24 protein-coding genes are annotated in these 23,951 nt (G+C 60.9%); 15 read left to right on the top strand and 9 right to left on the bottom strand.

Going from position 1 to position 23,951, the window contains the following annotated elements; translation table 11 throughout:
• Nucleotides 1–95: 95 nt before the first annotated feature.
• Nucleotides 96–1,409, bottom strand: coding sequence for a UDP-N-acetyl-D-glucosamine 6-dehydrogenase (gene wbpA, locus ACSSVC_RS29580; protein WP_346633913.1), 1,314 nt, complete (start codon nt 1,407–1,409; stop codon nt 96–98).
• A gap of 567 nt (nt 1,410–1,976) precedes the next feature.
• Between wbpA and ACSSVC_RS29575 the strand changes: the two genes are divergently transcribed.
• From ACSSVC_RS29575 to ACSSVC_RS29545, 7 genes are all read left to right on the top strand, one after another.
• Nucleotides 1,977–3,188, top strand: coding sequence for a glycosyltransferase family 4 protein (locus ACSSVC_RS29575; RefSeq protein WP_492612595.1), 1,212 nt, complete (start codon nt 1,977–1,979; stop codon nt 3,186–3,188).
• A gap of 159 nt (nt 3,189–3,347) precedes the next feature.
• The gene (locus tag ACSSVC_RS29570) at nt 3,348–4,205 is read left to right on the top strand and encodes a dTDP-4-dehydrorhamnose reductase family protein (RefSeq protein ID WP_346633914.1); all 858 of its coding nucleotides are present in this window, start codon (nt 3,348–3,350) and stop codon (nt 4,203–4,205) included.
• Between the two features lie 18 nt (nt 4,206–4,223).
• Nucleotides 4,224–5,234, top strand: coding sequence for a polysaccharide biosynthesis protein (locus ACSSVC_RS29565; protein ID WP_072450892.1), 1,011 nt, complete (start codon nt 4,224–4,226; stop codon nt 5,232–5,234).
• Entirely contained in the window at nt 5,227–6,354 is a 1,128-nt protein-coding gene (wecB, locus tag ACSSVC_RS29560) for a non-hydrolyzing UDP-N-acetylglucosamine 2-epimerase (RefSeq protein ID WP_346633915.1), read from the top strand. Before ACSSVC_RS29565 ends, wecB begins: the two co-directional genes overlap by 8 nt.
• Nucleotides 6,355–6,523: 169 nt before the next feature.
• Complete coding sequence (locus ACSSVC_RS29555; RefSeq protein ID WP_492611793.1) at nt 6,524–7,354, top strand: amidohydrolase family protein; 831 nt, start codon at nt 6,524–6,526, stop codon at nt 7,352–7,354.
• Between the two features lie 124 nt (nt 7,355–7,478).
• Nucleotides 7,479–7,919 (top strand): DUF3592 domain-containing protein, encoded by a 441-nt coding sequence (locus tag ACSSVC_RS29550; protein WP_346633917.1) that lies wholly within the window; start codon nt 7,479–7,481, stop codon nt 7,917–7,919.
• 4 nt (nt 7,920–7,923) lie between these two features.
• Nucleotides 7,924–8,508: a hypothetical protein gene (locus ACSSVC_RS29545; protein WP_346633918.1), complete on the top strand. Its 585-nt coding sequence runs from the start codon at nt 7,924–7,926 to the stop codon at nt 8,506–8,508.
• Nucleotides 8,509–8,532: 24 nt separating this feature from the next.
• Here the strand turns inward: ACSSVC_RS29545 and ACSSVC_RS29540 are convergent, their stop codons facing one another.
• Together ACSSVC_RS29540 and ACSSVC_RS29535 are read right to left on the bottom strand one after the other, a co-directional pair.
• Nucleotides 8,533–9,780 (bottom strand): 2-aminoadipate transaminase, encoded by a 1,248-nt coding sequence (locus ACSSVC_RS29540; RefSeq protein ID WP_346633919.1) that lies wholly within the window; start codon nt 9,778–9,780, stop codon nt 8,533–8,535.
• 120 nt (nt 9,781–9,900) lie between these two features.
• A complete protein-coding gene (locus ACSSVC_RS29535; RefSeq protein ID WP_346633920.1) occupies nt 9,901–10,482 on the bottom strand; it encodes a DedA family protein in 582 nt (193 codons plus the stop codon).
• A 181-nt stretch (nt 10,483–10,663) separates the two neighbouring features.
• On the opposite strand from ACSSVC_RS29535, the gene vapB reads away from it, so the two are divergent.
• A complete protein-coding gene (gene vapB / locus ACSSVC_RS29530) occupies nt 10,664–10,897 on the top strand; it encodes a type II toxin-antitoxin system VapB family antitoxin (RefSeq protein ID WP_102860368.1) in 234 nt (77 codons plus the stop codon).
• On the top strand, nt 10,897–11,295 hold the full coding sequence (gene vapC, locus ACSSVC_RS29525; protein WP_446439144.1) for a type II toxin-antitoxin system tRNA(fMet)-specific endonuclease VapC: 399 nt from the start codon (nt 10,897–10,899) through the stop codon (nt 11,293–11,295). Before vapB ends, vapC begins: the two co-directional genes overlap by 1 nt.
• A gap of 22 nt (nt 11,296–11,317) precedes the next feature.
• On the opposite strand, the gene ACSSVC_RS29520 is transcribed toward vapC, so the two are convergent.
• Nucleotides 11,318–11,827 (bottom strand): DUF2938 domain-containing protein, encoded by a 510-nt coding sequence (locus ACSSVC_RS29520; RefSeq protein ID WP_346633922.1) that lies wholly within the window; start codon nt 11,825–11,827, stop codon nt 11,318–11,320.
• Between the two features lie 107 nt (nt 11,828–11,934).
• On the opposite strand from ACSSVC_RS29520, the gene ACSSVC_RS29515 reads away from it, so the two are divergent.
• From ACSSVC_RS29515 to ACSSVC_RS29505, 3 genes are all read left to right on the top strand, one after another.
• Nucleotides 11,935–12,600 carry an ArsR/SmtB family transcription factor gene (locus ACSSVC_RS29515; RefSeq protein WP_346633923.1) on the top strand — a complete coding sequence of 222 codons (666 nt, stop codon included), beginning with the start codon at nt 11,935–11,937 and terminating at the stop codon, nt 12,598–12,600.
• Between the two features lie 214 nt (nt 12,601–12,814).
• Nucleotides 12,815–14,863, top strand: coding sequence for a c-type cytochrome (locus ACSSVC_RS29510; protein ID WP_492611792.1), 2,049 nt, complete (start codon nt 12,815–12,817; stop codon nt 14,861–14,863).
• 135 nt (nt 14,864–14,998) lie between these two features.
• Entirely contained in the window at nt 14,999–15,568 is a 570-nt protein-coding gene (locus tag ACSSVC_RS29505; RefSeq protein ID WP_404937605.1) for a hypothetical protein, read from the top strand.
• A 171-nt stretch (nt 15,569–15,739) separates the two neighbouring features.
• On the opposite strand, the gene ACSSVC_RS29500 is transcribed toward ACSSVC_RS29505, so the two are convergent.
• From ACSSVC_RS29500 to gcvA, 4 genes are all read right to left on the bottom strand, one after another.
• Entirely contained in the window at nt 15,740–16,207 is a 468-nt protein-coding gene (locus ACSSVC_RS29500; RefSeq protein WP_346633926.1) for a hypothetical protein, read from the bottom strand.
• 37 nt (nt 16,208–16,244) lie between these two features.
• Entirely contained in the window at nt 16,245–18,173 is a 1,929-nt protein-coding gene (locus ACSSVC_RS29495) for an alkaline phosphatase D family protein (protein WP_492612594.1), read from the bottom strand.
• Nucleotides 18,174–18,276: 103 nt separating this feature from the next.
• The gene (locus ACSSVC_RS29490; protein ID WP_492611791.1) at nt 18,277–18,885 is read right to left on the bottom strand and encodes a LysE family translocator; all 609 of its coding nucleotides are present in this window, start codon (nt 18,883–18,885) and stop codon (nt 18,277–18,279) included.
• Nucleotides 18,886–19,010: 125 nt separating this feature from the next.
• Entirely contained in the window at nt 19,011–19,940 is a 930-nt protein-coding gene (gcvA, locus tag ACSSVC_RS29485) for a transcriptional regulator GcvA (RefSeq protein WP_492611790.1), read from the bottom strand.
• Between the two features lie 100 nt (nt 19,941–20,040).
• Between gcvA and ACSSVC_RS29480 the strand changes: the two genes are divergently transcribed.
• Entirely contained in the window at nt 20,041–21,201 is a 1,161-nt protein-coding gene (locus ACSSVC_RS29480; protein ID WP_492611789.1) for an MFS transporter, read from the top strand.
• Nucleotides 21,202–21,361: 160 nt separating this feature from the next.
• Here ACSSVC_RS29480 and ACSSVC_RS29475 read toward each other — a convergent pair whose 3' ends face one another.
• Entirely contained in the window at nt 21,362–21,634 is a 273-nt protein-coding gene (locus ACSSVC_RS29475; RefSeq protein WP_346633930.1) for a hypothetical protein, read from the bottom strand.
• A gap of 224 nt (nt 21,635–21,858) precedes the next feature.
• Here ACSSVC_RS29475 and ACSSVC_RS29470 point away from each other — a divergent pair, with 224 nt between their 5' ends.
• Nucleotides 21,859–22,569: a response regulator gene (locus ACSSVC_RS29470; RefSeq protein WP_346633931.1), complete on the top strand. Its 711-nt coding sequence runs from the start codon at nt 21,859–21,861 to the stop codon at nt 22,567–22,569.
• Nucleotides 22,566–23,906, top strand: coding sequence for a sensor histidine kinase (locus tag ACSSVC_RS29465; protein WP_404937600.1), 1,341 nt, complete (start codon nt 22,566–22,568; stop codon nt 23,904–23,906). The genes ACSSVC_RS29470 and ACSSVC_RS29465 overlap by 4 nt, the downstream gene beginning before the upstream one ends.
• Nucleotides 23,907–23,951 lie beyond the last annotated feature (45 nt).

Raw genomic sequence — 23,951 nt, 5'->3', positions numbered from 1 at the left:
AGAGTTTCAGCTGCCTGTGGCAGGAGGCATGAAACAGAGGCCGTATGGCTATGGCCCCCTGTCTCATGCAACTCGCTGCGATGTCTCGTGGTCGATCAGGCCTTGATGACGTTGCTCGCTGCAGCACGGTACTTGCCGCGACTGTCGATGATCAATTGCGCGTGATTCTGGATCAGTTCGTAATCGAACTTATCATGATCTGTCGCCAGGACCACCGCGTCGTATGCGGCCAGGTTCTCTGCGGTCAACGGCTCGCTGCTCAGTTCGAAGTGGTGCTCGCGCATTTTCGGGAACACCGGAACATGAGGGTCGCTGTAGGCCACGATGCCGCCCTTGGCCTCGATCAGCTCCATGATCTCCACGGATGGAGATTCACGCATGTCATCCACGTTCTTCTTGTAAGCGATGCCCAGGACCAGGACCTTGCAGCCCTTGAGTGCCTTACCACTGTTGTTCAGGCCATCCATCAGCTTGCTCAGGACGTACTCGGGCATTGCCTTGTTGACTTCGCCGGAGAGCTCGATGAAACGCGTGTGCAAACCGTATTCGCGAGCCTTCCAGGTCAGATAGAAGGGGTCGATGGGAATGCAGTGGCCACCCAGGCCAGGGCCAGGGTAATAGGCCGTGAAGCCGAAAGGTTTGGTTGCAGCGGCATCGACGACTTCGAAGATGTCGATGCCCATGCGGTCGGCAACGACTTTCATTTCGTTGACCAGACCGATGTTGACCGCGCGGTGGATATTCTCCAGCAGCTTGGTCATTTCCGCCGCTTTGGTTGAGCTGACAGGCACTACTTGGTCGATTGCCTGCTCGTAGAGCGCGATACCCACGTCCAGGCAGTTGGGGGTGTGACCACCGATTACCTTGGGAATGGTGCGGGTTTCAAAGTTGGCATTGCCCGGATCTTCCCTTTCCGGTGAATACACCAGGAAGATGTTTTCGCCAACGATCAGGCCGTTTTCCTGTACTCGGGGCAGCAGTTCTTCTTCTGTTGTACCCGGGTAGGTGGTGCTTTCCAGGGAAACCACTTGTCCTGCACGCAGGTAAGGCTTGAGTGCATTGGTGGTGTTGATCACGAAACTCATGTCAGGTTCGCGATACTTGTTCAGTGGCGTCGGTACGCAAAGGATCAGTGCGTCACACTCACCGGCACGGCGAAAGTCGGTGGTCGCTTCAAATCCCGAGTTTCTGGCCTGGCTGATGTGCTCGCTGGCAATGTGTTCTATATAGCTGGTGCCAGCATTGAGCTTGGCTACCTTGGAATCATCGATATCGATACCCAGCACCCGGAAGCCGATCGCGTTGTAACGCAACATCAGCGGCAAGCCCACATAGCCGAGCCCTACGATGCCAATCAGGGCTTCCTTGTTCTTGAACTTGGCGATGCAGGTTTGTTTTTGGTCAGGCATTTTAGCTCCGATGTAATACAGGTTCGATGCATGCAGCAGGCCTTCCGTTACTTTTTCGGCAAGAGCGTGTGAACTAGTTCTTGTTCTTACACACCTGGGTATCAGACCTATCGTAGGATGCGATCAACAGGCGAGCGACTCATTAGAGTCCACGCGTCAAGCCGTTGAGAAACAGAATGCTCCGTCATCCGACAGCGGTGTGATCGGAGGGCGAATTCATTGTGTATGCGGCCAAATTGGCGGCGATTCTACACTGGCAAGGCGCCTCGGGCGACAGGCCGGGCACATTTACTCGATTCCAGCTTCCCCGCCCCCGGTCAAGCCGGCTGCCGAGCCTTGCCAATCAGGAAAAGTAAAATCTCCTTGCCGCTATGGAAGTGGCTGTGGTCCCATCGCGTCAATCAACCGGGCACCTGTGCTCCCGGCAGGTTACTGCCGGCTCACGTCAATGATTGCTGCTTCCGATGAATGGCAATAGGCGTATATGAGGCGCCGTCCTGAGGCCCCGTGAATGAGTAAAGTGGTCGCGCGGACAGTATTGTTTTCACCGAATAGAAAGTGAATTTTTTGAAGTTATTAATTTTTTCTCAGTACTTTAGTCCTGAAAATTTCATCATCAACGATATAGCCAGGACTCTTGTTGCCCAGGGACATGAGGTAGTAGTTGCTACTGGCAAACCTAACTATCCAGATGGTCGAATATTTACCGGTTATCGTGCATGGGGATGTCACTACGAGCGTTATCTGGACTCTATTGATGTACTGCGGGTGCCGTTATGGCCGCGCGGCGACGGTGGTGCAAAGAACATGGTTCTTAACTACCTGTCATTTGTTGTAGCCGGACTGATATTTTTTCCATGGATGTTACGCAAGCGCGAGTTCGATGCGATTCTGGTATTCGCTCCTTCGCCCATCACCCAGGCCATTCCGGCGATTCCTATCAAGTGGTTGAAGAGGGCGCGGCTGGCCTTGTGGATACAAGACCTGTGGCCAGAGAGTCTTGCTGCCACTGGATTCGTGAAAAAACCCTATCTATTGAAAATGGTTGGCTGGATGGTCCGTGGGATTTATGCAGGTTGTGATCGGCTGCTGGTTCAATCTCATGCTTTTGTCGATTCAGTGGCCCGCTACGCGCCCAGAAAGAAGATTACCTATTATCCCAACTCTGTGGATGCCCAGGCTTTTAATGCAGAAGTAGAAGTTGACGAGCAGCTGTTGCAGGTCTTGAAGGCGCATTTCTGTGTAGTGTTCGCTGGCAATCTTGGAACTGCCCAGGCACTGGAGACGTTAGTTGAGGCTGCGAAACAACTGCGTGACGAGCCGGACATTCGCTTGGTTCTGGTGGGCAGTGGCAGCCGGCTGGAATGGCTCAAGGAGCAGAAGCAAGTTCATTCACTGGATAATCTGATACTTCCTGGGCGCTTTCCGGCGGTGGCAATGCCTGCAGTTTTTGCCCAGTCCAGCGCATTGCTGGTGTCACTTAATGATGAAAGCATCTTTGCCCAGACCATCCCCAGCAAGGTTCAATCCTACCTGGCGTCCGGCAAGCCAATCATTGCCAGTCTGAACGGCGAAGGCGCGCGAGTAGTTCAAGAAGCCCGGGCGGGACTCACCAGTCCGGCGGAAGAAGTGGCGCCATTGGTCGCCAACATAAGGAAGATGTATAGCCTGGACGATGCACAGCGGGAGGAAATGGGGCGGTGTGGACGGACCTACTTTGCCGCGCATTTCGAAATGGGCCAGCAGGTCCGCAGCCTGGTGGAGTTGTTGAAGGCTTGAGATGTATCGCTTGCTTGCCTGGCTCGCGGTGGTTTTCCAAGCAGTGCTATTTTTTTCCTGTTGCTGGACAATACGGCCATTTTTGAAGGGGCTAATAGCCCCTCGGTCCCAGTCTGTAGTGCATGGGATACATTCAAGGTCCGGATCTGAGTCATATTTATGAAGGTATTGGTATTGGGTATTACCGGCATGCTCGGTAGTACTGTTTTTAAAGTATTCAGCCAGGATCCACAGCATGAGGTCTGGGGGACGGCGCGCAGTCTGTCCGCCCTGAAGCACTCTTCTCTACCTGACCACGCGCGGGTCCTGTCAGGCGTTGACGTGCTGGATCAGGATGCCCTGACGGCGGCAATGGTCCAGGTCCATCCGGATGTGGTCATCAACTGCGTAGGCCTGATCAAGCAACTTGCAGATGCCAAGGACCCGCTGACCGCGCTCCCGATCAATGCCATGTTGCCCCATCGTCTGGCACAGCTGTGTGCCTTGAGCGGCGCACGCCTGATTCACGTCAGCACCGACTGCGTGTTCTCCGGAACCAAGGGCGGCTACCTGGAAACGGATACTTCCGATGCCGAAGATCTGTACGGAAAGTCCAAGTACATCGGGGAGCTGCATGATGAGCCTCATGCAATTACCTTGAGGACCTCCATTATCGGGCACGAACTGAACTCCGATCATTCCCTGGTGGACTGGTTCCTGAAGCAGCAGGGCAGCGTGCGGGGCTTCACCCGTGCCATTTTCTCCGGTTTGCCTACCGTGGAGCTGGCTCGAGTCATGAAAGACTTCGTCTTGCCGCATCCGCAACTTAATGGGCTGTATCATGTTGCCGCGGAGCCGATTGCCAAGTCCGACCTGCTGGCGCTGATTGCCCGGCAATATGAAAAGACAATCGATATACATCCAGATGCCAAACTAGTGATCGATCGCTCGCTCAACAGCGATCGGTTCACTCACGCTACTGGGTACAAGGCTCCATCCTGGCCTCAGCTCATTGAGCTGATGCATGCCAATCGCTAAAAAATTTGGAAGGTGTACATGTTCGACGACAAGGTATTGATGATCACCGGTGGAACCGGTTCTTTCGGTCATACGGTCCTCAAGCGTTTTCTCAATACCGCCGTGCGTGAAATTCGCATCTTCAGTCGCGATGAGAAGAAGCAGGAAGACATGCGTATCGCCCTGGCCAATGACAAGGTCAAGTTCTACATAGGCGATGTTCGCAACTACGACAGCCTGGCCCAGGCCATGGTTGGCGTCGACTATATCTTCCATGCCGCGGCGCTGAAACAGGTCCCGTCCTGTGAGTTCTATCCGATGGAAGCTGTGCGTACCAACGTATTGGGTACAGAGAATGTGCTCAATGCGGCCATCGCTACCGGAGTCCAGCGGGTCGTCGTGCTCAGCACCGACAAAGCCGTTTATCCGATCAACGCCATGGGCATTTCCAAGGCCATGGCGGAGAAGCTGATGGTTGCCAAATCGCGGATGATTCCGGCCAAGGGGCCGATCATCTGTGCAACGCGTTACGGTAACGTCATGGCCTCTCGAGGCTCGGTGATCCCTCTCTTTGTCGATCAACTGCGCTCCGATGAAGCCTTGACGGTGACCGACCCGGAAATGACCCGTTTCCTGATGTCGCTGGAAGACTCGGTGGACCTGGTCCTGCACGCCTTCGAACATGCACAGCAGGGTGACCTGTTTATCCAGAAGGCCCCCGCGTCCACCGTTGGCGACCTGGCCGAGGCACTCAAGCAGCTGTTCGGTAAAAGCAATGAAGTCAGAGTCATCGGTACTCGTCATGGTGAAAAACTGTACGAGTCGCTGGTCTCCCGAGAGGAAATGGCCAAGGCCGAGGACATGGGTCGTTACTACCGGATTCCTGCGGACAATCGTGACCTGAACTACAAAAAGTATTTTGTTGAAGGTGAGCAGCGTATTTCCGAACTCGACGACTACACCTCTCACAACACCTCCCGCCTCGACGTACCAGGCATCAAGGAGCTGCTGCTCAAGCTCGACTACATCAAGGAGCAACTCGATGCTTAAGGTCATGACCCTGGTCGGTACCCGCCCCGAGCTGATCAAGATGAGTCGGGTGATTGCCGAGCTGGACCGTCAGGTCAACCACGTACTGGTGCACTCGGGACAGAACTACGATTACGAACTCAATCAGGTCTTTTTTGATGACCTGCAGATCCGCAAGCCGGATCATTTTCTCGGCGCTGCCGGCGAGACAGCCGCGCAGACCATTGCCGAGGTGATCGCCAAGTCCGATGCGATCTTCGAGCTTGAAAAACCCGATGCGCTGCTGCTGTATGGCGATACCAACACCTGCCTGGCAGTGATTGCTGCCAAGCGGCGCAAGATCCCGGTGTTCCACATGGAAGCGGGCAACCGCTGTTTCGATCAGCGCGTTCCTGAAGAGCTCAACCGCAAGGTGCTCGACCACCTCAGCGATATCAACATGGTATTGACTGAACATGCCCGTCGTTACCTGATCGCCGAAGGCATCCGCCCGGAAACCATCATCAAGACCGGCTCGCACATGCAGGAAGTCCTCGACTACTACATGCCGGGGATTGAAAGCTCTGACGTGCTGGAGCGCAGCGGCCTGGAGCAGGACAAGTTCTTCATCGTCAGTGCACACCGCGAGGAAAACGTCGACACCGCCGATAACCTGCGCGACCTGCTGGATACCCTGCGAGCGCTGGCCGATCATTACGGATTCCCGTTGATCGTCTCCACCCACCCCCGTACGCGCAAGCGTCTGGAGGCCTTGGGTGAGAGCCTTGACCATCCTCTGATTCGTTTCGTCAAACCGTTCGGCCTGTTGGATTACATCAAGCTGCAAATGTCGGCATTCTGTGTGCTTTCCGACAGCGGCACCATCACCGAAGAGGCTTCCCTGCTGAACCTGCCGGCGGTGACCTTGCGCAATGCCCATGAACGTCCCGAAGGGATGGACGAAGGCACGCTGATCATGAGCGGTCTCAAGCGAGAGTCGGTCATGGACGCTGTGCGAGTCGTGACCAGCCAGCATTCTCGCGATCAGCGCAAAGTGCCTTTGGTGCAAGACTATCAAGGTGGGCCTGTCTCAGTTCAGGTGGTGCGGGTGGTGTTGAGTTACACCGACTACATCAACCGCACGGTGTGGCGTAAAGACTGAAACCAACGACGTTGACCGGGGCCGGGGACGGCACCGGTCATGGAGTTGATCTGTCCTGCGGCTCTTCACCCTGATGGAATCGGTCAATTCCATCGAGCGCTCGGAACATTGTTGTGGCCAACCGTCAAACCTAGGCTGGGGCTTCAATAACTAGCGCAGGAGCAGCGCCATGAGGTCAGCATTCGCAGTCATCGATGCCTGGGCGCAACCGGCCAACGGCCGTGCCCGGGCGCTGTTGCCGGAAGTTGCACGGCTGTTCGAGAAGTCCGGGTCGGCGCACCTGCTGGACCAGGCCCTGAGCATTGAACAGACCGTGGAGCTGATGGATCAGGCCGGGGTGGAGACGCTCATGCTCTCGGCCTGGTGCCGGCCTGAAGGCTGGGTTTTCAGCAATGATGAGATTGCAGCCTACACCCGGGCTTTTCCCGAGCGTTTCGTCGGCGTGGCTACGGTGGACCTGAGCCGGCCGGTGGCGGCTGTGGCCGAGCTGGATCGGGCGGTCAACGAGCTGGGCTTCAAGGCCCTGCGCATCGTGCCCTGGTTATGGAAACTGCCACCCAATCACCGTTGGTATTACCCGTTGTATGTGAAGTGCGTCGAACTGGGTATTCCCTTCTGTACCCAGGTGGGTCATACCGGGCCGTTGATGCCTTCGGAAACCGGGCGCCCGGTGCCTTATCTGGACGAGGTGGCGCTGGATTTCCCCGAACTGGTGATTGTCGCTGGGCACATCGGCCATCCTTGGACCGACGAGATGATCGGCCTGGCCTGGAAGCATGACAATATCCACATCGATACCTCGGCCTACCTGCCTGCCTATTACCCTGCGCAATTGCTGCACTTCATCCGCACTTACGGCCAGGACAAGGTGCTGTTCGGCAGCAACTTTCCCCAGCTGTCTTTGAAAAAATGCCTGGAGCAGGTCCGGGGGCTGGAACTTCCGCCGGCGATTGCGGACAAATTCCTCCAGGGCAATGTCCGTCGGGTATTCGGCTTGTAAGCGCTGGCAGCAGGCGCTCAAGCGGATCTCCTGGGCGCCTGAACGCCGCTGCGGCGGTTTTTCTGGGGGTAGGTTTCTTGCTATCGTGGCCTCCCTCTTTCACGGACGAATATCGAGACAGCCCATGGCTAACTCCACCCCGTCACGCCTCGGCAAGATCCTTCAGGGTCTGCTGTTTGTTCTGATCGGCATCGGCCTGTTGGCCATTGCTGTCAATCTCACCCTCGATCGTCGCGAATTCCTCGCCAGTGCCCAGACCGCCGACGGTATCGTCAGCGACCTGAACGCTGGTGGTTCGCACCCCGAGATCGCCTTTACCACCGGCAGCGGTGAGAAAATTTCCTACCCCCAAGGCGGCTTTATCTTCGGCTACCAGAAGGACCAGCCGGTGCGGGTGTATTACCAGCCCGAGCGGCCGGCCAACAGCGCCATCATCGACGACCCGGCAGCACTCTGGGCCACCCCGGGTGTGCTCGGCCTGATCGGTTTGGTATTTACCCTGGCCGGCCTGGTGGGTGTCATCAGCCAGCGCGGACGAGCCTCACAAAGAGCAAAAGGACTTTGACCCCATGAACCTCAGCATTCCGATTCCGGTCAACGAAAGTAAATGGCTGTACCAGACCGCCAGCGGCGGCGGCCTGACCATCGCCCTCGTGGCCGGCGGTGGTGGATCGATCACCCTGCGTTCGCCCCAGGGCAAGGACGTCAGCTATCGCTACGGCGGTCTGGGGGTGGGCGCCGGCTTTGGTGGGCGCCTGCCGCGTTTCGGCAAGGTCAATATCCAGGTCAAGGGCAAGAGCGTCAGTGGTGCCGGTGCGGCGGAGGCTTTTCCCAGCACCGGCAAGGTCTTTGTCAGCGATGCCCTTCGCAGCCGGGACCTGACCGAGGACGACATCACCGGGCCTTGCTTCTATACCGAAGTCGGGGGCGGACTGGTGGTGGGCGGTTCGGCCACGGCCCTGCTGTTCGGCCTGGACCCTAAGCTACTGGCCCTGGCCGTCGTTTTGGGAAGCAACCCGGCGACCATGATGGCTTCGATCAAGGTCAACGAGCAGCTGCTGCGTTCGGCCAAGGGCGCAGTGGTCATGGCTGGCATGAACGTCGGACCACAGGCCGGTGGTGGCATTGCCGCCTACATGGGCTACCTGTTCTAACCTCGCCCTGAGGCGCGCCGGGAATCACAGGCGTGCCAGGCACTCCTGGAGAATATCCAGGCCCTCTTCGAAGATTTCAGGCTCGGTGGTCAAGGGCGCCAGCAGGCGAATGATGTGCCGCGACTTGCCGCTGGGCATCAGCAGCAGTCCGGCCTCGCGGGCATTGCTGAGCAGAGCGCTCAACTGTTCCGGCGCCGGTTCGCCGCGGGCATCGACCAACTCGATGCCGCGCATCGCGCCGACGCCGGTCAAGCGTCCCAGATACGGGCTCAGCCGATCGGCTTTCCAGCCCTCATAACGTTGCACGATGGCCTGTTCCTGGCGTTCGCCCCAGGCATGCAGATGTGCGTCGGTCATTTCCTCCAGGGTGGCGAGGGCGGCGGCGCAAGCAATCGGGTTGCCTGAATAGGTGCCGCCCAGGCCACCCTTGGGCAGCACGTCCAGCAACTCCCTGCGACCCACCACCGCGCCCAACGGAAGCCCACCGCCAATACTCTTGCCCAGCAGGATCAGGTCCGGCTCGATACCCAGCCGGGAGAAGGCGAAACGCTGCCCGGTGCGGCCGAAGCCGGACTGGATTTCATCGGCGATCAGCAGGATTCCATGGGTGTCGCAGAAGGCCCGCAAGGCCTGGGCAAATGGCCTGTCCAGGGCCAGGAAGCCTCCTTCGCCCTGCACCGGTTCGAGGATGAAACAGGCCACTTCCTCGACATCGATTTCCACACTGAACAGGCGCTGCATGGCCTTCAGCGCTTCGTCGCAGGTGACGCCGTTGTCGGCGCTGGGGTAGGGCAGGTGGTACACAGGCCCGGGTAGTACTCCGACTTTCTGCTTGTAGGGCGCCACCTTGCCATTGAGATTGAGGGTGGCCAGGGTGCGGCCATGAAAACCGCCGTCGAAAGCGATCACCGCACTGCGCCCAGTGGCGCCGCGGACGATCTTCAAGGCATTTTCCGCGGCTTCGGCACCGCTGTTGGTGAGCATGCCACTGACCGGGTAACTCACCGGGATAAAGTCCGTCAGGCGCTGCATGAGCTCAATGTAGGGCTGGTGGTGCGCGGCGTTGAAGGCGTAGTGGGTGAGCCGGGTGGCCTGCTGCTGGATGGCCGCCACGATCCGCGGATGACAGTGACCCAGGTTGAGCACGCCGATGCCGCCGACGAAGTCGATGTAGCGCTTGCCTTCGCTGTCCCAGACTTCGGCGTTGCGGCCGTGGCTGAGGCGGATCGGGTGGACGGTGGAAAGCGAACGGCTGATGTTCTCGTGGCTCATGGATGCGGGCTCTGGGTGCCGGAAACGAGCCCTTATCTAAGCCAACCTCAAGGGGGTGGGACAAACGAAATAAAGTCGTCGGGTCAGTATGAAAATTCCCGATGTGCCGAAAGCGTCGTGTCAACGATCCCCGGTCTTGCGCCGTTTGCGCAGGTGACGGATCAGCGCGGCAACGGCGACCAGTGCCACCACGGCAACGAAGATCGGCAGGCGATAGGGTTTCAGGTCCCCGAGGAAATGTTGCAGGGCTTCTCCGGCCCAGTAACCGGCACCGACGAACAGCGAGGCCCACACTGCCGCGCCCAGCACATTGAGCAGGGCGAAACGCCAGGGGGCCAGGCCGCTGGCGCCGATCACCATGGGGCCGACCAGGCGCATGCCATAAAGAAAGCGCACGGCGAATACCGAGGTCGAGGGGTAGCGCTGGATCAGTCCCTGGACCCGTTCGATGGCCGCCTGATGACGTTTGAGCCTGGGCAGCAGGCGCGCCCCGCCATAGCGGCCGGTCCAGAACAGCAGCTGATCACCGAGGATGCCGCCGAGGGTGGCCCAACCGATCACTTGCGGCCATTGCAGGCTGCCCTGGTGCGCCGCCATGCCGCCGAGGATCAACACGGTTTCGCCTTCCAGCAGGCAACCGATGAAGATCACCCAATAGCCGTAGGCGGCGATCAGCGCGTTGAGGTCGAGGTGTTCGAGCATGGAGATCCCTGTTCAATGTGTGAAGTGCGCCATGACTTCGAGTCTCGATCTTGGCTTTGAGTGCCTTTTTTCTGATGTGCCGGCTGGCATTTACAGTTCAAGTAGCCGGGGATATACCTTGGACATATCCCGTTGTGTCGTTAGACTCAGGATACCTTTGGCCCATTCGACAGGTGATCCTATGGAAACCGGTTCAGTGTTCAAAAGTAATCGCAGCCAGGCCATTCGCATGCCTAAAGCTGTGGCGCTGCCGGATGATGTCACACGGGTAGACATCGTCGCGATTGGTCGCACCCGTATCATTACCCCGGCGGGGGAGTCCTGGGACAGTTGGTTCGACGAGGACGACCGTGTAAGCGCTGACTTCATGAATGAACGGGACCAGCCAGCCGAGCAAGTGCGCGAGGAGTTCTGATGCTTAAGTACATGCTGGATACCAATATCTGCATCTTTACCATCAAGAACAAACCTGAACAGGTTCGCGACGCGTTCAGGCGTCATCAGGGGCGTTTGTGCATCAGCACCATCACCTTGATGGAGCTGATTTACGGTGCGGAAAAATCTGCCATCCCCGAAAGAAATCTCAGCCGCGTCGAGGGTTTTGTGGCGCGGTTGCAGGTGCTTGATTATGACGATGCCGCCGCCATCCATAGCGGCCAGTTGCATGCTGAGCTGGCCCGACAGGGCAAGCAGATAGGTCCTTACGATCAATTGATAGCTGGACACGCTCGATCTTTGGGGTTGACGCTGATTACCAACAACCTTCGGGAATTTGAACGTGTTCCTGGCTTGCGGGTTGAGGATTGGGTCTAGTCGACATTGACTGAATGGCCGGTCACGCAGCCTGCCCCAGTACCTGCACCCAGAACACCCCCGCGCCATACAGCCCCAACCCGAACACCGAATGCGCAATCAGGCTGCGCAGCCGGGCCACATTCGGTTTGGGCATCTTGCTCGCCGCGACGCCTGCGCCCATGCCCGGTTGCATCAGGAAGAAGGGGGCGGCTACCGTCGCCACGCCCATGATCAGCGCGGGTGCCAGGGTCGGTTGCCGTGCCCAGTCCAGGCCGCAGATCAATAGCAGCAGTACGGCAAAGATCACGCCGATCAGGTAATGGGCCACCCAGCCCAAGGCCCGTTCCCCAGAGATGGCAGCGGCCTGGGCGATGCTCTGGTGCACAAATTGCCCTCGAGGAAAGTGGCCGATCCAGCGTCCGACCATGGCCCAGTTAGGCCCAGGAATATTCAATACCCTGGCCAGAAACAACGTCCACAGGTCGAGGATCAGGGTCGCACCGATACCGATCAGCAGCGCCGGCACAATCACCGCCATGACTTCATGCATAAAGACTCCTTGAAGCACGCTGCGCTGGGGTTCAGGCTGTGCTTTGATGTGTTAGAATTACATTCAATTAAGTGATTGAATGATCAATAAAGCAGCAGGAGCTGTCAATGACCGATTCGATTTCCTCTCAGCAGCCTCTGGCCGACATGGCTGAGCTGGCGCGTGTTCTCGGCCACCACCATCGCCTGATCCTGCTGGAGCACATCGCTCGCGGCGAGCAGCCGGTGGAACGCCTGGTGGAAGCCTCGGGGCTCTCGGTGGCTAACACTTCGCAACACCTGCAGCAGCTGCGGCGGGGCGGTTTCGTGCAGACCCGGCGTGATGGCAAACGGGTGCTCTACAGCCTGAGCCCGGGGCCGCTGGTGAGCCTGTTGGGCGCCTTGCGTGAGTATGTGGAGTACAACCATGGACTGATTCGCCAACTGTTGGCCGACAGCGAGCAGCAACCGGCGCGACTGGAGGGCATTTCCCGGGAAGAGTTGCGTCAGCGTTTGCAGGAAGGTGGCATGACCCTGCTGGACGTGCGCTCCCCGGAGGAGTTCGCTCAAGGGCATTTACCCGGGGCAATCAACATTCCGCTGGACGACCTGGAACAGCGTCTGGCCGAACTGCCCGCCGATCAGGAACTGGTGGCTTACTGCCGTGGCCCGTACTGTGTGCTGTCACAGAATGCTGCGGCCCTGCTGCGGGCCAAGGGCTTCAAGGTGCGACGCCTTGATGAGGGTTTCAGCGACTGGCAAGCGGCGGGGTTGGGAGTGGAAACCAGCGAGTAAAAGCGTCACGCAGGCGGGCATACAGGACATTGCCTACAGCGCCATGATCCATATCAACAGGGTTTTCAGAAAAATCCGCTACAAGGGCATCAGGCTCGGACTCACAAGGTATCGAGCCTCTGGCCTGCACCGTGAAGGCCGGGATAACCAATAAAAACCTTTGTGGATATCGGCCGAGGGGACCACCCCAGGCGGATTTTAAAGGAATAACCTGATGGCTTTTTCTCTGTCGCGCCTGTGCCTGCTAGGCGCTGCTCTGCTCTGCGTACCCCCTCTGCAAGCCAGTGAGCCGACCCCGGCAACGGCGGTTACCCCACCCGACGCCGAGCTGATCCAGCGTGGCCTGTACGTGGCCCAGCTGGGTGACTGCATCGCCTGCCACACCGCCAAGGGCGGGGCCACCATGGCCGGTGGCCTGGAGTTGAAGACGCCCATGGGCACCATCTACTCCAGCAACATCACTCCGGACAAAAGCACCGGCATCGGCCGCTACAGCTTCGAAGAATTCGACCGCGCCATGCGCGAAGGCGTAACCCCCGATGGCAGCCATCTTTACCCAGCCATGCCCTATCCGTCCTACGCCAAGATGACCGAAGAGGACATGCGCGCCCTCTACGCCTACCTGATGCATGGCGTGGAGCCGGTGGCCCAGGGCAACCTGGAAGCCGACATGGGCTTCCCCTTCAACCAGCGCTGGGGCCTGTGGTTCTGGAACCTGGCGTTCGTCGACAAGCAACCCTTCAAGGCTGATCCGGCCAAGGACGAGCAGCTCAATCGCGGCGCCTACCTGGTCCAGGGCCTGGGCCACTGCGGCTCCTGCCACACCCCACGAGGCATTGCCTTCCAGGAGAAGGCCATGAGCGACACCGAGTCCGGCGGCCGGCACTACCTGGCCGGCGAGACGGTGGAAGAGTGGCGAGCCCTGAGCCTGCGCAACCTGTGGACCGTGGAAGACACGGTGCAACTGCTCAAGACCGGACAGAACCGCTTCGCCACGGTATCCGGCAACATGGCCGACGTGATCCACCACAGCACCCAGCACTTCACCGACGCCGACCTGACCGCCATCGCTGCCTACCTCAAATCCCTGCCGGCCGGCAAAGATGACCTGCCCATGCCGTCGGTGGCACTGACCCCGGCGGCCCCGCCGAACAACCTGTTCACCTCCCGTGGCGGCCTGGGCTACGCGCAATTCTGTTCCGACTGCCACCGCCAGGATGGCGCTGGGGTGCCGCAGATGTTCCCGTCCCTGGCGGGCAACCCCAGCGTCGCTTCGGCCAACCCGACCTCCTTGCTGCACATCACCCTGACCGGCTGGCAGACCGCGCAGACCGCGGCTCATCCACGGGTCTACACCATGCCCGGGTTTGCCCAACTGGCGGATGGCGAGATTGCCGAGATCCTCAGTTTTGTCCGCAGCAGCTGGGGTAACAATGGTTCGGCCATCAGCGCCGAGCAAGTGAAAAAGATGCGTGCGCAACTGAGCCCGCAAGTGGAAAACACCTTGTTCGAAACCCCGCGCCTGGCCAACCTGCTGGCGGCGCCGAATGCCGAGCAAGTGGTGCGTGGCATGCGCCTGCACCTGGAAACCAAGGCCCTGCTGCCGGACAACGTCGGCAACTCGCTGAACTGCACCAGTTGCCACCTCAACGCCGGCACCGTGGCCGACGGTTCACCCTTTGTCGGCGTCTCGGCGTTCTTCCCCGGCTACGCGCCGCGGGCGGGCAAGACCATCACCCTGGAAGAGCGCATCAACGGCTGCTTCCGCCGCTCCATGCACGGCAAGCCGCTGCCGGTGAACGGTGCCGACATGCAAGCCATGGTGGCCTACTTCGAGTGGATGAAAATGAACACTCGCCCCGAAGACAAGGTGGCCGGACGTGGCGTGGGCAAGATCGACCCGGCCCTCAAGCCCAACGCCGACAATGGCAAGCAGGTGTACGCCAAGCAATGCGCGGTGTGCCACGGCGCTGATGGCGAAGGTCTGAAACGTGCCGACGGTAGCCTGATCTTCCCGCCGCTGTGGGGCGATCAATCCTTCAACATCGGCGCCGGCATGGCCCGCACCTACACCGCGGCGGCGTTCGTCAAACGCAACATGCCGATTGGCTTCCACGAGAAATTCCCCCTGGGCCAGGGCGGCCTGTCGGATCAGGAGGCATTGGACGTGGCCGAGTATTTCTCCCACCAACCGCGTCCGGACTTCCCGGACAAGGTCAAGGACTGGCCTAACGGTGGCCGCCCGGCGGACGCCCGTTACTGAGGGCTTGATCCTGTAGTCGCCGCCTTTGGCTGCGGCTACAGGCCCCGCAGAAAAATCTGCCGACGCTGCGTGGCGCCGAGGTAAGATTGCCATCCTTTGCGTCAGCCTTCGCTGTCGGTTTCTCAAGGATGAATCATGCGGCTCCCCTCGATCCTGTTGCTGAGCCTGTCCCTGGTGCTCGGTGGCTGTACCTTCGTCTCCACCCTCAAAGCCACCACCGTGAGCTACCGGGTGCCGGCCGATGCCGGTGACACCGCGCTGATCCGCATCGTTGCCCAGGGGCTGGTGCGGGGCGTGCCCTACAGCGATTGCATCGACTGGCGCAAACCGGCGTCGGGGCTGATGGTTCGCCCCCATCGTGGCATCGCCAATCCCAACTTCCGCAACCTGGGCATTCCCATGACGGCCGCCACCGACCGCATGCGCCGTCAGGAAGGCTTTGGCGCCAACGAGCTGAAGATCCCGGCCAATCGTCCGTTTGCCTTCATGTTCTACAACACCGAACCCGGGATGGATAAGGACTACCGCTTTGTCTGCGAACAAAGCGTGACCTTCGTGCCCGAGGCCGGCGCGACCTATCAGATGGTGTTTCTCCAGGACCAGATGTGCACCGCCATGCTGCGCAAGATCGACGATCAGGGCGAGATGCTGCCAGAGCGGGTGCCGCTGCGCCCTACCGATTATTGCAGCGCCGATGCCCGATAGAGCGCGAATCTAGGGCGCATAGTGCTCGCAGATTTCCTCCCAGATAGAGGCTCCGCGTAAGCGGATCCAGCGGATCAACACACGGTTGCGAAACGCCTGACAGCGGCCGTAGGGCCGCCGATCCAGACTGTCCTCGATGTTCTCGGCGCCGGATGAGGCGCTGCGACGGGCTCACCAGCGACGATAGGGTTGGCCGAAGGGAACCCCGTTCAAGGTGTGAGTGCAGCAAGGGCAATTGGGGCTCATGGTGGCTGCGCTCAGTTGGGCATTGACCTTCTGCAGCAGGCCCTGGGTATCGACGTACAGACCGCTGAAATAGGCGCAACCACTGAGCCCCACGTAATCCTGTCGTTCGTGCTCATGCAGGGCCACCAACCAGAAAATCGGCTCTTCCCGATCCAGCCGGCCTTTCGCTTCGCTGAATACCCCATCCCACGGCTGGCCGACCCGGCTGAGCAGAAAACGGAACAACGGCGTGTAATCCAGCCCCAGGCGCTTGTCGGAGTGCATGCTGCCGCGTTGCTGTTCCCTGGCCAGGAGGGCCTTGCTGTGGCGCTGTTTGGCGTAGGACGGTGAGTTCTTGTGTCCCACGCCCCGGGTCCGGGTGTTGACCTTGCGGTACAAGGGTTGTTTTTCCATCGGGCTAGTCCTTCCTGGTGGCCGGCGACAGCGGATTCTATCTCGGCGCAATCATCCGTGTCGGCGCCGTGCCATTGGCATTGTGCTGATAGATCGCCACGGGCTGCCCTTGCTCATTGAAAAACACCTGGCCGATCCCCGACGAGTTCCACAGCCGCTCCCCGGCCTCGGCATGCTCGGGCACATGGGGCATCACCTTCATCCGCCGACGCTTGGTGAACCAGTTCAACGGCGAGCGCGGCGAGTAGAGCCAGCGGTTGAGGCGGTCGAACCATTCCAGCAGGGCGGCGGGGAATTCGTTCTTGATGCCGCTGCTGGTGATCTGCCAGATTCGCGGGCCGCCCTGGCGGTGGCGGATCAGCACTTCGTAGACGAAGGAATAATGCACATCGCCGGAGAGAATCACGTAGCTGCCCGGGGTCCGCGAGTGGCGGAAGATGTTGAGGATTACCTGGGCGGAGCCGCGATGGGCCATCCAGTTCTCCGCGTCCACCAGCAGTGGGTAGCCGCACCAGCTGAAGACCTTCTGCACCGTCTCGATCAGCTTGACGCCGAAGATCGGCGCCGGTGAAACGATGATCGCCGAGGGGTGATCCAGCAGTTCATGTTGCAGTTCGCTCAGGGCTTCCCAGTCCAGCAGGCCTGAGGGCTGACCCAGGTTGGACTCGCTGCGCCAGCGCCGGGTGCGGGTGTCCAGCACCACCAGGGCCGGGGTGCTGGGCAATACGTATTGCCACTGCTGGAAACCCAGCAACTGGTCGATCAGGTCGTTTTGGGCCTGACATTCCAGCATGCGTTCCGGAGTTTGTGCTGTGGTGCTCAAGGCGCGGGTCTGCTCCAGCAGTTGGACGAAGGCATCCGGGTTGTTGCCCCAGCCCTGGCACAGCATGTAAGCCAGCAGCGCGTTGCCGATGATGCGTTTGGAGAAGGGGTGACCGTAGGCGGTTTCTTCCCATTGGGCGCTGAGGTTCCAATCGTCGGTGATGTCGTGGTCGTCGAAGATCATCAGGCACGACAGGTGGGCGAAGACCCGCGCGGCACCCTTGAGGCCCTGGACAAAATCGTCGATGCGCTGCTGCTCCCGGGTGTAGCGGGTTTGCTGTTCCGGCGTCAGTTGCGGCGGCTGTGGCGCGATCAGGGTCCAGGGCAGCGGTGACCACACCAGCAGGTACATGGCCAGCACCTCGGCGAACGTCACCAGATGGTTGTCGGCGTTGCTGCTGGTAAAGATCGGTTTTTTCACCCCGCCGAAAAACCGCTCGCGCAGGGTTTCATTGCTCTTCAGCGCCGGGAGCAATTCGGCCCGCTGGTAGTAGCTGGCGCCATGGCGGTACAACACCTGACTGTCGGCCACCACGGCACCGTCCAACTCTTCATCGAACAGCCCGAGGCGCTCGATCAGGGCGTGAACCGCCCGCAACATCGGCCCGGCCACATCGTCGGCGTACACCTGATCGCCGCTCATCATCAACAAGGTCGGGCGTTGTGCAGGCTCGGGCTGTTGCGCCAGCAGGCGGTCGACGCAGAGCAGGCCATCAGTGGACGGGTGATGGGGCTTGCGGCAGGAGCCGTGGAGCAGGTTGTCGATGCGGCTGTGGAGCACGAACTCTGGAGTCCTGGCATCGCCATACAACAGGTGTGGCGCCCAGTCGGCAATGGCTCGGGCGCCGTCCTCGGCGTCATTGATCAGCAAGTCATAGGCAATCGCTTCGTCCTGGGGCAGGGCGGCGTCCAGGGGCACATCGATCAGGTGGATAAAGGCCTGACGGCCCACAGGAATGACCTGGCATTGCTGCTGATTGAGGGGCAGTTCCAATGCCGGATTGCCAGCGCTTTGCAGGCGCAGGGTCAGCGGCAACGCCCTTGAACCCACCAGCCACAGCACCAGCCGCGTCGGTTCCAGGCGGCGCAGCAGCGGGCCGGCGAGAACAGGGGGCAGGGCAGGGGTGGGCGTAGTCTGTGGCATCTGCAGCGAGATCTCTGGCGGTTGCAAAGGGCGCGCAATGGTAGCGCAGCCGATGTCGAAGAAACGTCGGCTGTGGGGGCTCAAGCAAGGCTTTTGTATCCGATTATTTATTAGCGCTGGCCAGCATCACGCCGAACCCGAGAAAGGTAATCCCCGACAGTTTGCCAACGATCCGGGCCCCCCGGCGGCTGGACAGCCAGCCCCGGGCGCCGTTGGCCATCAGCGCATAACCGCTGTGCAGCGCAATCACCAACAGGCTGTAGGACGCCACCAGCATAAAGAACTGGTTGTAGTAATCGCCTTGCTGCTGGATGAACTGCGGGAACACCGCGAGAAAGAAAAAACCGGCTTTGGGGTTGAGCAACTGGATCGACAGGGCCTCGACAAAGCGCCGTGCGGGGCGGCTTTTAGTGTCCTGGAGTGGCGGAATGAAACTCTGCGTGCGCCACATCTTCACCCCCAGATACAGCAAGTACAGGGCGCCGATGTACTTGAGCAGGGTAAAGGCAGTGGTTGAGGCCGCCAGGACCAGGCCCAGGCTGCTGGCGGAAATCCCCGCCACCACAAAGGCGCCCAGGGCGATACCGAGAATGCCCGGCAGTGCCCCGCTCCAGCCGTGGCGCAGGGCGTTGGACAGGGTCAGCACCACCCCGGGGCCGGGGCTGAGAATGGTCAGGGTGGCCAGTAGTAAAAACAGTCCATAACTTGCCATGCAACACTCCAGAAATGAGCCATTGAAGGGGCGCAGCCTGCTCCGCAGTTAGCGGCCTGACAAACGCTTTAATTGCACGGCTGATGTGCCTAAATCAGATCCATGCACAGGCTCTACAAAGCGTCTCAGGCGCCGCTGGCCCGAGTGGGCACCTGGGGCTGATTAGTCACCGCGTCCTGCTGAATCTGCGCCAGCATCCACTCGATAAACACCTGGGCTTCGGGGGCGGCATCCGCGGCGACGGCGTAGTAATAGCGGGTCAGTGGCTGACGCAGTTCCGGCAAGGGGCAGGTCAGGCGGCCGCTGGTCAGATCCTTGGCCAGCAACGAGGCCGGGCACAGCGCCAGGCCCAGTCCGTCGACACAGGCCTGAAGCACGAAGTGCAGATGGTCGAAATGCAAGGTCGGTGGCTGGCGCAGTGGTTTCAGGCCGCAATGTTCCAGCCATTTCTGCCAGTCGTTGGCGCGGGTGCGGCTGACCAGCAGGGTATGGCGTCCCAGATCCTTGGCACTGTTCAGCGCTGTGCTCTGCAACAGCGATGGCGCGGCCACCACCAGGATTTCATCTTCCAGCAAGCGCTGTGGCTGCAGGGCTGCAGCCCAGCCCGAGCGCCCGCGGCGAATCACCAGATCGAAGGTTTCCTTGGCCGGATCGGGAAGCAGGGTGCTGGTCACCACCTCCGGCTGGATCTGCGGGTACAGCGCCATGAACTGCGGCAAGCGCGGAATCAGCCAGCGCACCGCGAAGGACGGCCGCACGTTGACAGTCACCTTGCACAGGGCCGCGCCGCGGCGCAGTGAGACCGCGGCTGCGGCGATCTGGGTCAGGGCCACGCTGACCTGTTCATAGAAGGCTTGCCCGGCGGGGGTCAGCACCGACTGGCGAATGCGCCGCTCGAACAGCAGCACTCCCAGGTGCTCTTCCAGCAACTTGATATGGCGGCTTACCGCGCTGTGGCTCACGTGCAGTTCTTCAGCCGCGCGGCTGAAACTCTCATGGCGAGCGGCGGCGGCAAAGGCGCGGACGGCGTTCAGGGGCGGCAGGTCAGTGATCATGTGTCTAATTTAGTCACCTATACGGCGTAATAAAAGCGTTTGTCAGTGCCACAGCGGAACGTCAGGCTGAAACCATTCGTGACCTGCCGGTTTGCCTGCCATGCCCGATACCCATGTCCGCACCACCGATCAAGCTTCCGCCCGCGCCGCCTCGATCCTCGGCCTGTGCCTGCCCGGCGACACCTTGCTCTACCTGCTGCTGCCCATGCAGCACGAGGCCTTCGGCGTGACCCTGGCCGAAGCCGGCCTGCTGCTGGCAGCCAACCGCCTGGTGCGGATCTTCGGCTACAGCCATGTGATGCGCTTCTACGCCCGCCGCGGTGATCGCCCGGTCTGCGTGCTGGCCGCCTTCACGGCGGCGTTGTGCGCCCTGGGTTACGCCACCTTGTCCGGTTTCTGGTGGCTGCTGCTATTGCGTCTGGGCTGGGGCCTGACCTACGCCGCCCTCAACCTCTCGACCCAGGTCATGGCCACCGCCGAGCCCAGCGGCGCCGCTCGCCGCACCGGTCGTTCCCGAGCATTGATCGCTACCGGGCCGATGCTGGCCTTGCCCCTGGGCGCCCTGGTCAGCGTCGAATACGGCCCGCGGGTGATCTTCCTGCTGATGGCCCTGACCTCGCTGATCGCCATGCTCCTGGCCTTCGGCCTGCCGGCCAAACCTCACCCGCTGGCCAGTTCCAGCCGCCGCTTCCGGCGTCCCGACAGCGTGGCGGTTTGGTCCTTTATCGAAGGCCTGGTGCTGGATGGTCTGTTCATCATTGGTCTTTCACTGCTGGCCGAACAGCTGATGGCGGGTAACGCGGTGCTGGTGGCGGGCGGGCTTCTGGCCCTGCGCTACGTCTCGGAAATGCTCCTCAGCCCCCTGGGCGGTATCGCCGCACAACGCTGGGGCGCGACGCGGATGTTGATCGTCTTCTCCCTGCTGACCTCTGTGGCCCTGGTGGGTTTTGGTTGCCATTGGCTGATTGTCGGCGGCGCCCTGGTGCTGGTGTTGCGGGCCCTGCAACTGCCGCTGGTGGTCACGGTGGTGGCCCAGCGGCATCCGGGGGCGGGAAGGGTGCGGGCCTTGGCGGCCAATGCGGTGTGGCGGGATATCGGTGCCGGGATCGGGCCGTTGATCGCCGGGTTGCTGCTGCCGGTGGCGTCCACGGTGTGGGTGTATTCGCTGGCGGCGGGGTGTTTGGCGCTGAGTGCGTTGGCGTGTCGGGAGGTTCGTATTCGTGGGGACGAGGTTAAGCCGGCGCCTGCCGAAGAGGTTTGAGGGTTTTTGAAGAGTTTCTGCGGGCCCCAGCAAGTCAGATCAGTTAAGGAAATTCTGTAGGAGCGAGCTTGCTCGCGATGATGCTAGGAGCGCCGCATTCTTCCCTGCGAACGCGCGTCATCGTTGACGTCCATCGCGAGCAAGCTCGCTCCTGCAGGCCTCAGGCCGAGGCTTTGTGTTCTTCGCCGCGCTCCACACTCTGCGGTTGGCCTTGCTCTATCACCCAGCGCAACAGCTCGGTCACCGAAACCCGGTGCTTGCGTTCCACCCACTCCATGCCTTCGGGGCTGTAGTGCTCGCTGTAGCGGGTCAGGATCAAATGATTCTGGTCTTCGGACATGCGCAGGCTGACTTCGCGGCAATGCAGGCTGGCGTCGTCGAGTTTGGTCACGCGTTGCAGGAGCATCAGGGCGTGTTGATCGGAGGTGGACATGGGCAGCTCCTTCGCGACTAGAGGGGCTGGGGCCGAGGCGGACTTGATCAGGTGCATGGTCAGGGTTCTCCAGCAGGGGGAAGCCGATGCTGGCAGGCGAATCTTGCGCAAAGATGTCTGCTTTATTGCGCGGGTGAAGGTTTGTTACTGCGTTGAAATATATGACGCAGGGCGGCGAATGGTTTTAGATAAAGGCTCTTTCCGACTTGAAGTGATGCCCGCTGGTGAGCCGCCTGTTGATCGTGGACGACGACATTGAAGTCCTCGCGCTGCTGAAGAAATTTTTTGTCCAACAGGGCTATCAGGTGGCCGTGGCCACCGATGGCGCTTCGCTGTGGGCGGCTCTGGAGCGGGAGGTGCCGGACCTGATCATCCTCGACTTGATGCTCCCCGGCGACAACGGCCTGACCCTGTGCCAGCGCTTGCGCCAGCAGCACGCCACGCCGGTGATCATGCTCACCGCCATGGGCGAGTTGAGCGATCGGGTGGTGGGCCTGGAGATGGGCGCCGACGATTACCTGAGCAAGCCCTTCGATGCTCGCGAGCTGCTGGCCCGGGTGCGGGCGGTGCTGCGCCGGGCCGGAGAGGTCCGGCCGGTGAGCGCGGACGTGCCGCGGCCCCTGATCAAGTTCGCCGACTGGCAGCTGGACCTGACTCGCCGTGAACTGCGCTCGCCGGACCAGGTGATGATTCCGTTGTCGGCGGGGGAGTTCGACCTGTTGCTGGTGTTTGTCGAGCACCCGCAACGCATCCTCACCCGCGAGCAGTTGCTGGACCTGGCCCGGGGCCAGGCCCATGACGCCTTCGATCGCAGCATCGATGTCCAGGTCAGTCGCCTGCGGCGCAAGCTGGAGTTCGACACCAAGCGCCCGGCGATGATTCGTACCGTGCGCAACGGCGGTTACCTGTTCACCCCCAGCGTGACCCGCCAGTGAAGCTGATCAAGCCGTTGTGGCGCTATCGGCTGCGGGACACCGTGGCGCGCTGGATCGCCCTGACCATCATCATGGCCATGCTCACCGCCCTGGCCTTCAATGCGCTGTTCGTGCAACTGGCCGGGGTCTGGGCCTATCCGCCGCTGGCGGAAACCGGGTTGCTGGAAAAGTCCGCGGCCATCGTGCGCATGATCGAAGCCTCGGAACCGGGCCAGCGCCCGCGACTGGCGGAGGCCGTCAGCAGTGACCACCTGAGCATCTCTTGGAGGCCGACGCGCCAAGGCTTTGCCCTGCCTGAGCTGGACGACCCGGAGTATCGGGTCGGCTCGGAAGGCATCCGCGCCATGCTGCAACCGCCCCAACGGCATATCGAGGCCTACCAGCCCAGCGACTGGTCGGGCCCGGACGGGCGCTACGCGCTGCTGGTGCAGTTGACCGATCAAAGCTGGCTGATGTTTTCCTCGGCGTCCCGCAGCTGGGGGCTGGAGGAGGGCACGCGCAATCTGATCGTGATCGCTCTGGTGCTGATCTCCACCGGTCTGGTGGCCTTGATCGCCACGCGCCGTCTGGCCAAGCCGCTGCAACAGTTCGCCCAGGGCGCGCGGCGCTTTGCCGTGGACTTTCGTGCACCGCCCATCGATCCGGTGGGGCCCCACGAGATCCGCCAGGCAATCCTGGCCTTCAACGCCATGCAGGCGCAGTTGCAGCACTTCATCAAGGACCGCACGCAGATGCTCGCGGCCATTTCCCATGACCTGCGCACACCCTTGACCCGCATGCGCCTGCGCGGCGAGTTCATCGAGGATGCCGACCAGCAGCAGCGCCTGTTCCGCGATGTGGACGAAATGCAAGCCATGATCAATTCCGCCCTGGAGTTCTTTCGCGATGATGCGCGGCTGGAACAGGCCACCCATTTCGATCTGGCCGAACTGTTGCAGACCCTGGTGGACGACTATCGCGACCAGTCGATTCCGATCGTTTTCAGCGGCCCGCCGCGTCTGGTGTATTGCGGCCGGCCCCTGGGGCTCAAGCGGGTGATGACCAACCTGCTGGACAACGCGGTCAAGTACGGGGGCGAGCCGGCCATTGTGCTGGAACACGATGCGCATCAATTGCGCGTGCGGGTGCTGGATCGTGGCCCGGGGATTCCCGCCGAGGCGCTGGAGCAGGTGTTTGCACCGTTCTTCCGGCTGGAGTCCTCGCGCAACAAGAGCACCGGCGGCGTGGGCCTGGGGTTGTCGGCAGCGCGGGCGATTGTCCGCGAGCATGGTGGCGAGTTGCGGCTGCTCAATCGTGAGGGGGGTGGGCTGGAAGCGCGGGTGGAATTGCCGGTGTAGTCAGGACTCTGCGGCCAACAAAACCCTGCAGGATTTGGCGAGCTT

It is taken from the genome of Pseudomonas sp. E1BtOHC1 (assembly GCF_058744285.1).
This window is presented reverse-complemented; position numbering and strand designations above follow the sequence as displayed.